Origin of the sequence: Verrucomicrobium sp. BvORR106, assembly GCF_000739655.1 — a bacterium.
Lineage (GTDB): Bacteria > Verrucomicrobiota > Verrucomicrobiia > Verrucomicrobiales > Verrucomicrobiaceae > Verrucomicrobium.
Genome location: NZ_BATR01000102.1, coordinates 69,633 through 85,201, shown reverse-complemented (window position 1 = coordinate 85,201; position 15,569 = coordinate 69,633). Strand labels below are relative to the sequence as shown.

Annotated in this window: 11 protein-coding genes; 9 read left to right on the top strand and 2 right to left on the bottom strand. The window is 61.1% G+C overall.

Going from position 1 to position 15,569, the window contains the following annotated elements; genetic code table 11:
• Window positions 1–86 precede the first annotated feature (86 nt).
• On the bottom strand, window positions 87–2,867 hold the full coding sequence (gene rnr / locus BV106_RS17980; RefSeq protein ID WP_038166974.1) for a ribonuclease R: 2,781 nt from the start codon (window positions 2,865–2,867) through the stop codon (window positions 87–89).
• Between the two features lie 133 nt (window positions 2,868–3,000).
• On the opposite strand from rnr, the gene BV106_RS35830 reads away from it, so the two are divergent.
• The gene (locus tag BV106_RS35830) at window positions 3,001–4,773 is read left to right on the top strand and encodes a family 16 glycoside hydrolase (RefSeq protein ID WP_051946013.1); all 1,773 of its coding nucleotides are present in this window, start codon (window positions 3,001–3,003) and stop codon (window positions 4,771–4,773) included.
• A 211-nt stretch (window positions 4,774–4,984) separates the two neighbouring features.
• On the opposite strand, the gene BV106_RS17970 is transcribed toward BV106_RS35830, so the two are convergent.
• Window positions 4,985–6,112, bottom strand: coding sequence for a Gfo/Idh/MocA family oxidoreductase (locus BV106_RS17970; RefSeq protein WP_265595811.1), 1,128 nt, complete (start codon window positions 6,110–6,112; stop codon window positions 4,985–4,987).
• Between the two features lie 7 nt (window positions 6,113–6,119).
• Here BV106_RS17970 and BV106_RS17965 point away from each other — a divergent pair, with 7 nt between their 5' ends.
• From BV106_RS17965 to BV106_RS35825, 8 genes are all read left to right on the top strand, one after another.
• A complete protein-coding gene (locus BV106_RS17965; RefSeq protein WP_063767954.1) occupies window positions 6,120–7,010 on the top strand; it encodes an alpha/beta hydrolase in 891 nt (296 codons plus the stop codon).
• A 75-nt stretch (window positions 7,011–7,085) separates the two neighbouring features.
• Window positions 7,086–8,255 carry a PLP-dependent aspartate aminotransferase family protein gene (locus BV106_RS17960; protein ID WP_038166972.1) on the top strand — a complete coding sequence of 390 codons (1,170 nt, stop codon included), beginning with the start codon at window positions 7,086–7,088 and terminating at the stop codon, window positions 8,253–8,255.
• Between the two features lie 56 nt (window positions 8,256–8,311).
• Window positions 8,312–9,808, top strand: a complete 1,497-nt coding sequence (locus BV106_RS17955) for a PLP-dependent transferase (RefSeq protein ID WP_081891878.1) — start codon at window positions 8,312–8,314, stop codon at window positions 9,806–9,808.
• A gap of 613 nt (window positions 9,809–10,421) precedes the next feature.
• On the top strand, window positions 10,422–12,176 hold the full coding sequence (urtB, locus tag BV106_RS17950; protein ID WP_038166969.1) for an urea ABC transporter permease subunit UrtB: 1,755 nt from the start codon (window positions 10,422–10,424) through the stop codon (window positions 12,174–12,176).
• Window positions 12,176–13,342 carry an urea ABC transporter permease subunit UrtC gene (urtC, locus tag BV106_RS17945; RefSeq protein WP_038166968.1) on the top strand — a complete coding sequence of 389 codons (1,167 nt, stop codon included), beginning with the start codon at window positions 12,176–12,178 and terminating at the stop codon, window positions 13,340–13,342. The genes urtB and urtC overlap by 1 nt, the downstream gene beginning before the upstream one ends.
• Complete coding sequence (urtD, locus tag BV106_RS17940) at window positions 13,339–14,106, top strand: urea ABC transporter ATP-binding protein UrtD (RefSeq protein ID WP_038166967.1); 768 nt, start codon at window positions 13,339–13,341, stop codon at window positions 14,104–14,106. Before urtC ends, urtD begins: the two co-directional genes overlap by 4 nt.
• A 42-nt stretch (window positions 14,107–14,148) precedes the next feature.
• Window positions 14,149–14,850: an urea ABC transporter ATP-binding subunit UrtE gene (gene urtE / locus BV106_RS17935; RefSeq protein WP_038166965.1), complete on the top strand. Its 702-nt coding sequence runs from the start codon at window positions 14,149–14,151 to the stop codon at window positions 14,848–14,850.
• 94 nt (window positions 14,851–14,944) lie between these two features.
• Window positions 14,945–15,556 (top strand): HupE/UreJ family protein, encoded by a 612-nt coding sequence (locus BV106_RS35825; protein WP_051946011.1) that lies wholly within the window; start codon window positions 14,945–14,947, stop codon window positions 15,554–15,556.
• Window positions 15,557–15,569: the final 13 nt, after the last annotated feature.

Below are 15,569 nucleotides of genomic sequence, written 5' to 3'. Positions count from 1 at the left end.
GCGCAACCGCCAACCAAGAGCCGGGACGGCTCTTCTACAATCCTTTGTGCCTTAGTGCCTTTGTGTGAGAACTCCCACAATCTGCGCTACCGCTTGCGCTTGACGATCACCACTTTGTCTGGCTTCGACTTCTTCGCCGACTTGTCGCTGGCATCCGCGCCTGGAGCACCTGAACTAGCATGCGGAGCCTTGCGGGGAGCGCGCTTTGGTTTGTCCTTGGACCTCTCCTGGGGCATGGGCTGCACTTGAGGAGCAGGCTTGGCCTTGTCCTTCTTGATGAACTTGGGCTTGCCCGGTGGTTGGGCCATGGGAGCCAGCTCTGGCCGGGCATGGGGTTCCGCCACGTTTTTCCTCGGTCCCAGCTCTTTCGAGGTGTTCTTGCCTTGAGGCTTGATGACCTCCCAATCGCGATCCTTCTCCCGGCGACGTTTCTTGTCAGACTTCGTACCCGGCTTGGTTACAGACTTGTCTTGGGAACCAGGTTTAGAGTCGAATCGCCCCTGCCAGAACGGCTTGGCGGGTTGCTCAGTCGTTCGTTCTGCACGTCCGGCCGGAACGAACTCCTTCGCCCCACCCTTGGCCTTGTCCTTGGACCAGCTCTCTTTGCCTTTGCCCTTGCCGCGATCGCGGTCACGGAAGTCATCCTTGCGGCCGACCTTCGGACCTGAACGAAATGGCTCGCCGCGACTTGGGCGCCAGCCACCTCGGTCACGTTCACGCTCGCCTTCGCGATTCTGAACAGGTTCCGGCCGCTCGGACGCGATGCGGAAGTCCACCTGTTTCTTGAAGTCATCCACCCGATAGACCTGCACAGGCAGTTTGTCACCCAGACGGATGATCCTGCCACTGTGACGACCCACAAGGCGAGCCAGCACGGGATCAAAGGTGAAGAAGTCATCCGGCACGGAGGACAGGTGCACCATGCCGCTCAGGCCCAGGTCACTTACATCCACAAAGAACCCAAAGTTCCTTACATCAGTCACCAGACCTGGGTAAGTCACGAGTTTGCCAGACTTGATCTGCGCCTTCAGATAGGCGTAGAGTTTCACATCCTTGCTGTCGCGCTCCGCGTCCGAAGAGTTTCGCTCCGTGGCGGTGATGTGATCCGCAATTTCCTGGATCCGCGAAGCCTGGATAGCCTGATTCTCAAACAGCACCCGGTGCACCACCAGGTCCGCATAGCGGCGGATGGGCGAGGTGAAATGGGTGTACTTGGCCTTGTTCAGGCCATAGTGACCCAGCGGTTCCATGGCATAACGCGCTCTCATCATGGAGCGCAGGAACCCTATCTTGAGCGCCGCGCCAATCGGCAGGGTGCCCAGCAGTTCCAGGAGCTTTTGCACCTCGGAGCGCTTGGTCAGATTGCCGCACTCCACCTTGTGAGCCAGCACATCCTCGCGGTAGTCCTTGAGCTTTTTCTCCTTGGGCGGCTCGTGCACACGGTACACCGCAGGACGGTTCAGGTGCATGAGGCGTGAGGCCACCGCTTCATTGGCAAGGAGCATGTACTCCTCGATGAGCTGGTGGGAGACGTCGTTATCGATCTTCTCGATGCGGGCCACCTTGCCCTCTTCATCCAGGCGGATCTTTGACTCCGGAAAATCCATGTCCAGCGAGCCAGCCTTGAAGCGGGCGCGACGGATGGCCTGAGCCATCTCGTGAGCATCCAGGATCATGCGCTCAATGGCATCGTCCTTCTTGGCGCCGTTCTCGATCACCGCCAGCGCTTCCCGGTAGGTGAAGCGTCGCTTGGAGTGAATGACGGCAGGATAGAACTTCGTCTCCAGCACGCGCCCCTCGGGATTGAGCAGGAATTCAACACACTTGGTCAGGCGGTCCAGACCCGGCTTCAATGAGCACAGTTCATTGCTCAGAGCCTCAGGCAGCATCGGGATCACGCGATCCACCAGGTACGTGGAGTTGCCCCGCTTGCGAGCTTCCTTGTCCAGTTCCCCGCCGGGCTTCACGTAGTGGGACACATCCGCGATGTGCACCCACAAGCGCCAGCGGTCCTTGCCCTCGCGCTTGAGGCAGATGGCATCGTCGAAGTCCTTGGCGTCATCCGGGTCAATCGTCACCACCAGGTGTTCACGGCAGTCCACCCGATCCGCGACTTCGTCAGGAGAGGGTTGGTTGTCCGGCCGGGACTTGGCTATGGTGTTGGCCTCGTCTAGCACCTCTTTGGGGAAGCGCAGAGGCAGGTCGTAGTGCCGCAGCACGGAGAGCATGTCCACGCCCTCCTCATCCGGCGGGCCCAGTACTTCCACGATCTCGCCTTCGGGGTTGGTGTGGCGGGATTCCCACTGCACCATCTCCACCACCACCTTGTCGCCCACATTGGGACGACGCCCCACATCCTTGGGCGGCGGCACAAAGATGTCGCGCGGCAGGCGCGGGTCATCCGGCACCACGTAGAGGAATTGTTTCCCCTTCTGCAGCGTGCCCACGATGGTGGACCGCTTGCGTTCCAAAATTCGGATCACTGTACCTGTCGTTTCCTCAGGCCGGACCTTGCTGTAGCCTTGCGGCTTCACCTCCCGACGCACCAGCACCCGGTCGCCATGCATGGCGGTACCGGTGGCACTCTCCGGGATCACGATTTCATGCACCCCTGCTGCCGAGGGCAGCAGGAAGCCCTTGCCACTGCGGGTGATCTGGATGACTCCCGCCACCAGATCGGCCTCATCCGCGAGGATGTAGCGGTTGCCCTTGGTGCGGACCACGCGGCCCTGCGTTTCCAGTTCCTGCAAGAAGGCCTGCAACTCCTGTTGACGATTGGGAGCCCAATCGAGGGCGGCCAGCAGGCCGGGTACATTAGCGGGCACATACTCGGACCTTCCGAGCAATTCGAGAATATCACTTTCCATAACTAACTATCGCACAATTCCGGATCATTGGCCGGAGGGTATCTGGAGCACTTCATGGGCTCCGTCTGATGATGGAGAATACGCTTCCCGTCCGTAGTCGTCCAACTTTTTTGCGTTTTATCTGCATCGCACCATGAATTCCACACCCCTCACCCGCTGCCTCGGTCCCCTGCTGGCGCTGCTCTGCACCTCCCTGCTCCACGCGGGCCCCACGCTCTCCGATCAAGAACAAAAGCTGGGGTTCAAGCCCCTCTCTGATGGCCAGACCTTCCAGGGCTGGGAGCAAAAAGGCAACTGGGTGATCGAGGAGGATGGCACCTTCTACCGCAAGGCCAAGGGCGGCGACTTGGCCTATACCGCCAGCACGGTGCCAAACGACTTCGAGCTCCGCTTTGAGTGGAAGGTCTCCAAAGGGTGCAACAGCGGCGTGTACTACCGCCCAGGCCAGTACGAGTATCAGGTGCTGGACAACGCAAACAGTCCCTACGGGGAGAATCCCCGGCAGAGCGCCGCCTCCCTCTTCTTCTGCATGGCCCCGAACAAGGACGCCACACGTCCCTTGGGCGAGTGGAATGAGGGCCGCGTCCTCTGCCAGGGCAACGTGATCCAGCACTGGCTGAATGGCGACCTCGTCCTGGACTTCGACTACACCGACCCCAAGTGGGCGCCGCAGGTGGAGTTGTTGCGGATTCGCGGAGCCAACCTCAATGCCCGCGGTGGCCGGATCAAGCTGCAGGACCACGGAGCCGACGTGTGGTTCCGCCATCTGCGCCTCCGCACCGTGCCCAAAGATGAAAAGCTCACTCGGATCGATTTCCAGCCCCTGCCCATTCCAGCCGCTGCCTTGCAAAAGGAAAACGAGCGCGTGCAACAGATGCTGAAGAAAGCTCCAGCCAAGCCCTCAGCACCCGCCGCGCCCACCGTCCCTGCCAAGGTCGATGCAGCCAAATCCGCTGGCCCAGTGAAGATCATCTTCGACACGGACATGCACACCGACTGCGATGACGCCGGTGCTCTGGGCGTGCTGCATGCCCTGGCGGACAATGGGGAATGCGAGATCCTGGCCATGCTGTGCAGCACTCTGGATCCCTGGGCCGTGCCGACCATCGATGCCATCAACACCTACTATGGTCGCCCAGACGTGCCGCTTGGCACCGTCAAAGGAAAGGGTGTGCTCCGCAAGTCCGTGTACACCAAGGGCGTGGCCGAACGCTTCCCCCATGACGTGAAATCCAGCGATGCCGCACCCGATGCGCTCCACGTGTATCGCCAAATCCTGGAGGCGCAGCCTGACCAGTCCGTGGTGCTGGTGACCGTCGGCTACCTGACCAATGTCGCCAACCTCCTCAAGGCCCCTGCCCAAGACGGAAAGCCCAGCGGCCTCGACCTCGTGAAGCAGAAAGTCCGCACGTGGGTGTGCATGGGAGGTAATTTCATCGGCACGCCAGCGCGGGACGACCTGAAACTCGGCAACGTCAACTTCACCTATGACGCCCCCGCCACCTTGTACGCGATCCAGAACTGGCCCGGCGATCTGGTGTTTGCCGGCCGGGAAGTCTGCTCCGTACCGAGCGGCGTGGCCGTGGGGGAATGCCTTCGCAACGTGCCGGCAGATCACCCCGTGCGGGTGGCCTACGAGCTCTACTTCAGCGGCAAGCTGAGGAACCGCCACGTGGCAGATCTGGCCAGCGTGCTCTACGCCGTGCGTGGTCCAGGCGAGTTCTGGGACATCCAAGACCAGGGCCACATGGCCCTGAAGCCCGACATGACCTTCACCTGGGAAACCCAACCCGACAGCCGCCAGGCCTATCTCCTCAAGAAGAAAAACAAAGACGGCGTGCTGAGCGATCGCGCCGTGGAGGCAGCGCTGGAGAAGTTGTTACTGCAAGCGCCGAAGGCAAAATGAGAATGAGTTTAACCACAGAGGCACAGAGAACACAGAGGAATGACTTTTTAGACAGAATTAACGGAATTAACAAAATTGAGGTTCAAGCTTCGGACCAGGGTGCTCTAACACGTTAGTCCGAAGCTAAATCTAATTCCGTAAATTCTGTTAACTCTGTCTAAACCTCAGTTTCATTCCTCTGTGTTCTCTGTGCCTCTGTGGTTAATTGAAATTACCCAACCAACCCCGCCGCCCTCAACACCGTCTCTTGCACGATCATATCGTGCTCCGCAGTGAACTCCCATTTCACCTCGCCGCGGATGGCTTTGGCGAAGTCCACCCAGTCCGCCAGATAGCGCGGGGCTTTTTCAAACTTCACTTCCTGGCGGCCTTTTTTGTAGGGACCACGTGGGCGGTCGAGAGTGAGGATCATGCCAGCGGGCTCCAGAGGGCGGATCTCCACCGTGCCGTACTCGCCGCAGACCACAAACTGACGGCGGAAGCCGCCATCCACCTCCACCATGCTGCTGCGCAGGCTCACGGTGGCTTCCTTGTACTCCAGCACGGCCAGCATGTTGTCCGGCCAGTTGTCTGAGCGCGTCTTGCGCACATGCGGCATCACCGCCTCCGGCTTGCCCAGGACTCGCACCACGGAATCGATGAGGTGACAGCCCAGTTCAAACATGGAGCCCCCCTTGTACTGTACCAGCCCCTGACGCTCGCCATCGCTGAGGAGCTTGCTCATCTCGGCATGGATGGCGAAGACCCGCCCGAGCCAGCCTTCGCACACCGCCTGGATCATGAGTTGAAAGGCGGGATTGTACCGGAACATATAGCCCATCTTCACGAGCTTCTTGTGCTGGGTGGCCGTCTCCAGAATGCGCTGGAACTGCGTGAGGGATTCGCCCGCAGGCTTGTCCAGATGCAGGTGCAGCCCGGCCTTCACCACCTTCTCGGCTGCATCCAGCAGCCCGGCTACATCCGTCTCCACCGCCACCGCTTGCAGGCCGGGGGTGTTGAAGAGTTGCTCCTCCGTCAGCCACGGGAGCCCGGCATAGTCCGGGTAGTCTTTGACCTTGAGCCGCTGCGCCTCATCCGGCTCCACCACCCCCACCACTTCAAAGTCAGCACAGGACCGCACCGCCGCCAACTGGCCTCCGGCGTGAGCATGCTTGGTACCGATCTGGCCAATCTTGATGCGCCCCGCCCCAGTGGCAGCGCGAGCGGAACTCGTCCCCAGCCCCACCGCCAGCCCGGCCCCCATCATCACCCGGTGAAAGGACCGGCGTGACAGGTCAGTTTTCTCTGATCCCCACACCCGTGTGTTGGTTGGCTCCAAGTTCCCGTTCTCTTTCATCATCAGATACATGAAACTCTCCTCAACCTCTGTTCTTGCGTCGATCCTCCTCACTGCCGCTCTGGCGGGCCCTCTTCATGCCCAGAAGGCCGCCCCCGGCGTGACGCTGGATAAAGACATCACCTACCTTGAACCCGACCGGAAGGAGAAGGCGGATCTCTACCAGCCTGCCACCCCTCCCCCATCCGGCACGCTCTACCCCGCAGTGGTTATCATCCACGGCGGCGGCTGGACCGGCGGAGTGAAAAACGCCGCCCGTGAGGAGAACATCGGCAACACCCTGGCCACCCACGGCTACGTGGCCCTGAGCATCGACTACAAACTCCACGATCCCAAGAGCCCGCCGGATCAGATCTGCTGGCCGCAGAACCTGCACGACTGCAAAACGGCCGTGCGCTGGCTCCACAAGAACGCAGAGCGCCTCCACATTGATCCCAAGCGCATCGGGGCCATCGGAGGATCCGCCGGAGGCCACCTCACCTCCATGCTGGCAGTCACCCAGGCCAAAGACGGGCTCGATCCCAAGGGGCCGTACGGTGAGTTCCCTTGCGACATCAAGTGCGCCGTGGATCTGTACGGGCCCATTGAATTCCTGTCCTGGAAAGACGTCGCCGCCCTGCGCAAGTCCCGCGCTCAGGCACCGGAGCTGTACAAGCAGTTCTCCGTGACCACGTACCTGGACAAGAACGACCCGCCCTTCCTCATCCTGCACGGCACGGCCGATACCACGGTGGATGTGGAGCAGTCCCGCCTCTTCGCCCGGGCGCTGGAGAAGGTCGGCGTGGAACACCAGATCGAGATCATCGAGGGGGCGCCGCACACCTTCCACCTCCAGCCCAAGCAGAAGGACCTTCGCCCGCTGGTGCTGGCGTTTTTTGACAAACATCTGAAGGGGAAATAGCCCACCAGCCCCCGTTTGGCGGACATCTGTCCACTGGTTGCACTTCGTATCCCCCTGTGCCAGTGTCCGCCTCCCGTGTCCCAGTCCTCGCCATCCTCTCCCTCCGGTTCACCCTCTCAACAGTTTGAAACCGCCGCCATCCATGTTGGCCACGACTGGCGGGATCAAACGGGTGCGGTCATCCCGCCGGTGTACCTCACCAGCACATTTGAGTACGGCAATGAGGGCGGCTTTGACTACACCCGCTCCGGCAACCCGAACTTCCGGAACCTGCAGCAGACCCTCGCCGCGTTGGAAGGCTGCCGCCACGCCTGCGTCTTCGCGAGCGGCGTGTCCGCCATCACCGCCGTCGTCTCCACGCTGAAGTCGGGCGACGTCGTGGTGCTGGAGGAGAACGTCTATGGCTGCACCTACCGTCTCTTCGCCCGGGTGTTCGAGAAGTTTGGCGTGAAGCCCTGCTACTTCGACCTGAGCGATCCGGCCAACTACAGCAAGATCACCGAGCTCAAGCCGGCGCTGGTGTGGATCGAGTCCCCCACCAACCCCATGCTCAAGGTGCTGGACATCGCCGCCATCAGCGAGGTGGCCAAGGGCGTGAACGCCCCGGTGCTGGTGGACAACACCTTTGCCTCCAGCTACGTGCAGCAGCCCATCGCCCTGGGGGCCACGCTCTCCCTGCTCAGCACCACCAAGTACTCCAACGGCCACTCTGACGCCCTCGGCGGTGCCGTCTGCACCAATAGCGATGAGTGGCAGGACAAGATGATCTTTGCCCAGAAGGCCCTAGGCCTGCAGCCGTCCCCGTTCGACGCCTGGCTCACCTCCCGTGGCCTCAAGACCGAAGCCATCCGCATGGAGCGGCACAACTCCAACGCACTCACTTTCGCGGAGCGGCTGGAGCAGCGCAGCGGCATCCGCTGGGTGCGCTACCCCTTCCTCCCCTCTCACCCGCAGTATGAGCTGGCCAAGAAGCAAATGCGCGGGGGCAGCGGCATCATCACCGCCGATCTGGGGCTGAACCTGGAGGAGACCATGGCCTTCATGCAGCGCTCCCGTTATTTCACCAAAGCGGAAAGCCTCGGCGGCATCGAGAGCCTCATCTGCCACCCCGCCAGCATGACCCACGCCAGCATTCCCCGCGAGGTCCGCGAGTCCGTGGGCATCACCGACGGCGTCGTTCGCTTCTCCGTGGGCATCGAGCACATCGAGGACCTCTGGTCGGATGTCGAGCAGGCGCTGGGTTAAGCAGCCCACAGTCCCGGCATTCCTAATTCAGCATTCCTAATTCAGCATTTTTCAACGTGCGCAACCTCCTGACCGATCCCCTCTGCAAACCCGAAGACCTCGGCTCGCCCATTCCGCCCACGCCGTATGGCATCTCGGTTTGCCTGCCGCTCTGGTCGCATGTGATCGGGTATGAGGAGAAGGATCCGGCCGTGGTGGGTCAGTTCCGTAGCGGGTATCCCCGCTTCTTTGTGCCGCCCGCCATCGCAGCGCTGTTTGAGCAGGTCGAGAAGGAACAAGCCCGCCCGGGCGAGCGGGTTCTGGTCTTCCCGCGCCTCGTGCACGCAGAGCGCTGCGCCAGCTACCTGCGCCGCCATCGGGTGGATGCCGCACGGACAATGGAGTACGGGCCAGAAGACCTCGGCGTGACCTTTTTCCCCGGAGCCGCCTACGATGTGGCCCGCCACTTCTGGCGCTTCGCCGGAGAGGTCGTGAGCATCCGTCAGGCGGAGTTTGCCACCGGCACCGGTTGCCAGCAGTACACCGCTGAAGCAGGAGCTCGAGCCAATCAAGCCATCAAGGAGCGCCTGGCGGAGATCACGGGGCAACGTCCGGAGGACGTGTTCCTCTTCCCCTCCGGCATGGCTGCAAACTATGCTGTGCATCGCATGCTCACCACCCTGCTGCCGGAGCGTCGCACGGTGCAGCTCGACTTTCCCTATGTGGATGTGCTGAAGCTTCAGGAAAAGTTCGGCACCGGGGCGCACTTCCTGCCTTTCACGGAGGAGGCGGACTACGAAAAGCTTCGCGACATCATCAAGGCCGAACCTCTGGCGGGCATCTTTGCCGAGGTCCCCAGCAACCCGCAGCTCAAGACCGTGGACCTGCGCCGCGTGAGTGAGATGCTGTTCCTCGAGGAGAAGGACGTGCCCATCGTGGTGGATGACACCGTCGCCACCAACGTCAATGTGGACGCCTTCCTCATCGCCGACGTGGTCACCACCAGTCTCACCAAGGCCTTCTCCGGCGTGGGCGACGTTCTGGCGGGATCCGTCATCCTCAACAGCGACTCCCCTTTCCACGACGAGTTTGCCGAGTTTCTGCAAAAGCACGCCGATCACGAACTCTGGCGCGGCGATGCCGTGGTACTGGAGGAGAACTCCCGTGACTACGTGGACCGGGTGAAGACCGTAAGCCGCAATGGCGTGGCCCTCTTCGAATACCTTTCTGAGCACCCTGCAGTCGCCAAGGTTTACCACAGCCTGGTCGATGAAAGCGGGATCTACGATCATCTCCAGCGTGAAGATGGCGGCCACGGCTGCCTCCTCTCCTTTGTCCTCAAGGATCCCTCGAAGGCCCCCGCCGTGTACGATGCCATGGAGTTCTGCAAAGGCCCCAGCCTCGGCACCAATTACACCCTCGTGTGCCCCTACACCCTGCTGGCTCACTATGATGAGCTCGACTGGGCGGAAGCCTGCGGTGTGGACCGCTCCCTGATCCGCGTCTCCGTGGGTCTGGAGCCTGCGGAAGTCATCATCGAGCGGATGAAGCAGGCGCTGGCGAAAGCGGAGTGAGGGACTGAGTGAATGTGGAATAAACCACAGAGACACAGAGGGCACAGAGACTGATTTTTTAGACAGAATTAACGGAATTTACAGAATTGGGTTTTGACTGATGGGTCAGGTGATTTTCACACCGCTACCGCAGCAACAACCAACAACCGGGACCGCCACCTACGCCTCGAACAAACGGTGGGCAACTCGTCCCGGAGGGACGGCGGAGAGTAGCCGGTGGTGACAACCACCGGACATTGCGTCTCTTCATTGAATGCGTCCCGGATGGGACGCCGGATCATGCGCCGCATCTGTTGGGCCCGATCAACGACTCGACGCCTCGCTGTCCGCCGTCCCATCCGGGACGGAATGATCTAATGCCCCGTCGTCCGGTGGTTCCCGGCCTGATTACAGGCCTTCACCACCGGCTACACTCCAGAGTACCTCCGGGACTCGAGACTCGCATCTCGCGTGAAGGGCTCAAACCCATCTTGAACTCCACTGCTCCAAAACCCCAATTCCGTTAATTCTGTTAATTCCGTTCAATCCTAATCCTCCAATGAGGCTGCGCTGAATTTTATCCCAGCCATCTCCTAAATCTGGCACGGACGCTGCTTTCGAGGGGCGTCTAATCATGCTTTTGCGAAACACTTTTACTTGTGCCCTGCTCGTACTGGGCCTGGCCTCATTGATGAGGACCAGCGCACTGGCGGCAGACGGCCCCGCCCCCTCTGAGGCCACGGTACGAGCCGCGGTGGTGGAGGCACTCACGAAACAAGAAAGCGCCGAGCAAGTGGCGGCCATCCGCAAAATCCCAGCTGATGCGGGCCCGATCGCGGCAGAGCTCCTGACACTTTGGAAAGAAGGCGGCATCTACCTTCACGAGGACGACGAGGGCAAGATCACCCCGGTGACCCTGACCGGTGAGAAAGATGCCGATGGCAAACAGGCAGCGCTGCTCCTGCTCGACAAATCCCCTTTCAAAGATGCTGAGGGCAAACCCATCTTGATTGATCCGGCCGAGGTCAGCGGTGCAGAGACGGACTCTAACATCCGCCGTGCAATGAAGGACCTCACGGACATGGCGGCCCTCTCCAACCCCGATCTCAAGATCCGCCTTCGCGCCGTCAGCGATGTGGGCCTGGAGTTGAACCTCGAAAAACTGCCCGCTCTTCTCGAACGCCAAAAGGTGGAGACTCACAAGGAAGTGCAGAAGGCGCTCGAGCAATCCATCGCTCTGACCCAGCTCAAGTCGCCCGATGATGCCGAACGCATCAAGGCCTGCACCACCTTGGGCAACATCGGCTCCATCCCCAGCCAGGATGCCCTTAAGACTCTTGCCTCTGAAGCCACGAAGGAAGGCAAAAAGGACGTGGCCGCCGCCGCCACTGCCGCACTGGAGAAAATCGCCTCTCACGTGAAGGTGGTAAACACCGCCGGCACCATGTTCCGCGGCCTTTCCACCGGTTCCATCTTGCTCGTGGTCGCCATCGGCCTGGCCATCACCTTCGGCCTCATGGGCGTGATCAACATGGCCCACGGTGAGTTGCTCGTCGTCGGTGCCTATACGACGTATGTGGTGCAGTGCATCTTCGGTGCCGGGCTCACGCTCGCGCCTTTCAGCCAGAGTTCGCTGACCTTTACCATTCCCGGCATGCATGCCACAGGGGCCACGTTCAGCGTGTATTTCCTCGTTGCCCTGCCCTGTAGTTTCCTCATGGCAGCCCTCGTGGGCATTGCCCTGGAGCGCGGTATCATCCGCTTCCTCTACAAGCGCCCGCTGGAGTCCCTGCTGGCCACCTGGGGTGTTTCCATCGTCATGCAGCAGTTGCTGCGCCTCGTCTTCGGCCCGCAGAACGTGGCCCTGGAGAGCCCTGTGTGGCTGTCCGGAAGCTGGGTGGTGAATGACATCGCCTTCAACTGGAACCGCCTCTTTGTGATTGGGTTCGCGATCATCATCATCGTGCTCACTTGGGCCGTGTTGAACAAAACGCCGCTGGGCCTCCTGATCCGATCCGTGATGCAAAACCGCGACATGGCGGCCTGCATGGGCGTGCGCACCGAGCGTGTAAACATGCTTACCTTCGGCTTCGGCAGCGGTCTGGCCGGTCTTGCGGGCGCGTTCATCTCCCAGATCGACAACGTCGGCCCCTACACCGGTCAGAACTACATCGTGGACTCCTTCATGACGGTGGTCGTGGGCGGCGTCGGCAACATGATCGGCACCGTCATCAGCGCCCTCGGTATCGGGGTCGTTGACCAGTCTCTCCAGCAGATCCTCGGCAACCCGGTGCTCGGGAAGATCCTCGTGCTGGGCACCATCATCCTGTTCCTGCAGTGGAGACCGCAGGGCATTTTCGTCACCCGCAGCCGCAGCCTCGAATCCTGATGAACCGCCCCTTCCAACGCCGCGAAAGCATCATCTTCTTTGCTTTTGCCCTCCTCCTTGTCGTCATCCTGCCGCTGGCCAGTTCCATCGGTTGGATCAGCCCCTTCACGCTCAACACGTGGGGCAAGTACCTCTCCTACGCCATCTTGGCCATCGCCGTGGATTTGCTGTGGGGCTACACTGGCCTCTTGAGTCTTGGTCAGGCGCTCTTCTTCTCCCTGGGCGGCTACATGATGGGCATGTACCTCATGCTCATGATCGGGAAGCTGGGGCAGTACAAGAGTGATCTGCCCGACTTCCTCGTGTTCCTCGGTCACTCTCAGTTGCCCGCCATCTGGAAGCCCTTCTACTCCTTCCCGTTCGCGCTGCTCATGGTGGTGCTGATTCCCGGCATCCTCGCCTTCATCTTTGGTTACCTCGCCTTCCGATCCCGCATCAAGGGAGTTTACTTCTCGATCCTCACCCAGGCACTGACCTACGGTGCGGCGCTGATGTTCTTCCGCAATGACTTGAACATGGGCGGCAACAACGGCTTCACCGACTTCCGCTTCATCCTTGGCGCCGACATCCGGAGCGATGGCACCAAGCGCACTCTGTTCATCGTCACCGCCATCGTGCTTTTGGGCGTGTATGCCGGTTGCCGCTGGCTTACGACCACCAAGTTCGGCCTCATCCAGCGGGCGGTGCGTGACAGCGAGAACCGCGTGCTCTTCTCCGGGTATGCGGCAGCCAACTACAAGCTCTTTGTGTTCGTGCTGTGCGCCATCATCGCCTCACTTGGCGGCTCCCTTTTCGTGACCCAAGTGGGCATCATCAACCCGAGCGAGATGACCACTCAGAAGTCTCTGGAGGCCGTCGTCTGGGTCGCTGTGGGCGGTCGCGGCACGCTGATTGGTCCCATCCTCGGTGCCATCGGGGTCAACTCCCTTCAAAGCTGGGCCACTCGAGCGATGCCGGACTACTGGCTGCTATTCCTGGGTGCCGGATTCACCCTGGCGGTGCTCTTCATGCCCAAAGGTCTGGTCGGTCTCCCGCTCCAGTTGCGCAATGCCTTCGTGAAGTACAAGGCCCGCTCGGCTGCTGACGAAGACGCCGCGCCGATTCCATCCGCCGCCATCACGATCAAGCCCACTCCCAGCCCCTCCTCCTCACCCAGCGCTGAATGAGCCAGAAACCTTTCCTCCTCGCCGCCGAAGGCCTGAACAAGAGCTTCTCTGGATTCAAGGCCATCACCGACCTCTCTTTCTACCTGGATGAGGGTGAGCTACGCACCGTCATCGGCCCCAACGGTGCCGGCAAGACCACCTTTCTGGACCTAATCACCGGCCGCACCAAGCCGGACACGGGCACGCTCCAGTTCGAGGGATCACACGATCTGCTGCACAAGAACGAGTACGAGATCTACCGTCTCGGCATCGGTCGCAAGTTTCAGACCCCCACGGTGTACACCGATCACACGGTCTTTGAGAATCTGCTGCTCAGCCTCGGCGGATCCCGTAGCGTGTGGAAGAGCCTCTTCTACCGGCTCAAGTCCGAGGACAAGGACCGCATTGAGAGCATCCTCAAGACGATCAACCTCACCGACCGTGCCCATTGGAAGGCCGGTGCCCTTGCCCACGGCCAAAAGCAGTGGTTGGAGATCGGCATGCTCCTGGCCCAGAACGCGAAGCTTCTCCTGGTGGATGAGCCCGCCGCTGGCATGACGGACGAGGAAACACACCGCACCGGCGAGCTCCTCCTCTCCCTCGCCGGCAAGCACACCATCGTCGTCATCGAGCACGACATGACCTTCGTGCGCCAGATCTCCAAAGACCGCCGCGTGACTGTGCTTCATCAGGGCTCGGTGCTCTGTGAAGGCTCCGTGGACTTCGTCCAGAGCAACGAGCGCGTGATTGAAGTTTACCTTGGCCGCAAGTCCAAGGCCGCCTGACGCCAACGCCTCTCCACCCGAACGACCTCCTCTCTCACCTTCATGAACGTTCTCGAAGTCAGCGGTCTTCAAGCTTCCATCGGCGGCAGCCGCATCCTGCGTGGCATCGACCTCACCATCCCGGAAAAGTCCGTCTTCTGCCTCATGGGCCGCAACGGCGTGGGCAAGACCTCGACGCTGAAATCCATCATGGGCCTCCTGGCTGCGGAAAAGGGCCAGATCAATCTCACCGGCACCGAGCTCAAGGGCATGCGCCCCGAAGCTCGCGCCCATCTGGGACTGGCCTATGTGCCCCAGGGCCGCGACATCTTCCCCCACATGACTGTGGAGGAGAACCTTCACATCGGCCCCATCGCCCGTGGCAGGAAGCTCAATGGAGAACTGGAGCGCATCTACACGCTCTTCCCGATTCTCAAAGAGTTCCTTCCGCGCAAAGGCGGCATGCTCTCCGGTGGTCAGCAGCAGCAACTCGCCATTGGCCGTGCCCTGCTCACCAATCCCAAGCTGCTCATCCTGGATGAGCCCACGGAAGGCATTCAGCCGAACATCATCGACCAGATCGGTGATGCCATCAAGATGCTGAGGGCTGAGGGCCAGATGAGCATTCTGCTTGTGGAGCAGTACCTCGATTTCTGCAAGGAACTGGGAGACGTCTTCACCATCCTGGAGCGTGGCACGGTGGCTGCTGCCGGGAAGATGTCAGATCTCAGCGAGGAGATGATCAAGGAGTTTCTCACCGTGTGACCCGGCCCAGTCGGTCTTGCCTTTTGCGCCGTTCCAGATCAAGCTCCCGTCAATCCATCTCCCAAACTCCCGCAGACTCCCATCCCTGCCTCGCATGACCTTTCGCGATCTCACCAAGACCACCGTCCCTCTCGCCGCTCTCACCCTCGCCCAAAGCCTCTCCGCCCACCCCGGTCACTATCATCCGGAAGGCGATCAGGTGGATGAGTTTGATGCGGAGTCCTTCTTCAGCGCCGTCGCCCACCCCTTCACGGGTTTGGATCACATGGTGGCCGCACTCGCGGTAGGCATTCTGGCCTTTGCCATGGGCCGTCGCTTGGGCCTCGCGCTCGCGGCCAGCTTCCTCGGCATGCTGGCTGTCGGCTCTGCGGTGGGGCGCGCCGGTCTGGGCGTCCCATTCCTTGAGCAGGGTCTCGCCCTTTCGGTGCTGGGCCTCGGCGTGATGCTGATGCTGTACAAGAACTCCAGCCAGGTTCTGCGCCTCGGTATTGTGGCTGCCATGGGATTCTGGCATGGGAACGCGCACGGTCTGGAGAATGCTGGTGGTCTCTTTGCCATGGGCCTCTGGTTGGGCACACTGCTGGTGGTCGGACTCGGAGCTTTAATTGCTCTGCCATTCGCCCGCATCACCGCCAGCCCCTGGAGCTACGCTGGCCTCGCCGTAGGCACCGCAGGCTGCGTCTTCTGCGCCACTCACTTCGTCTGATCCCACCGCCCCA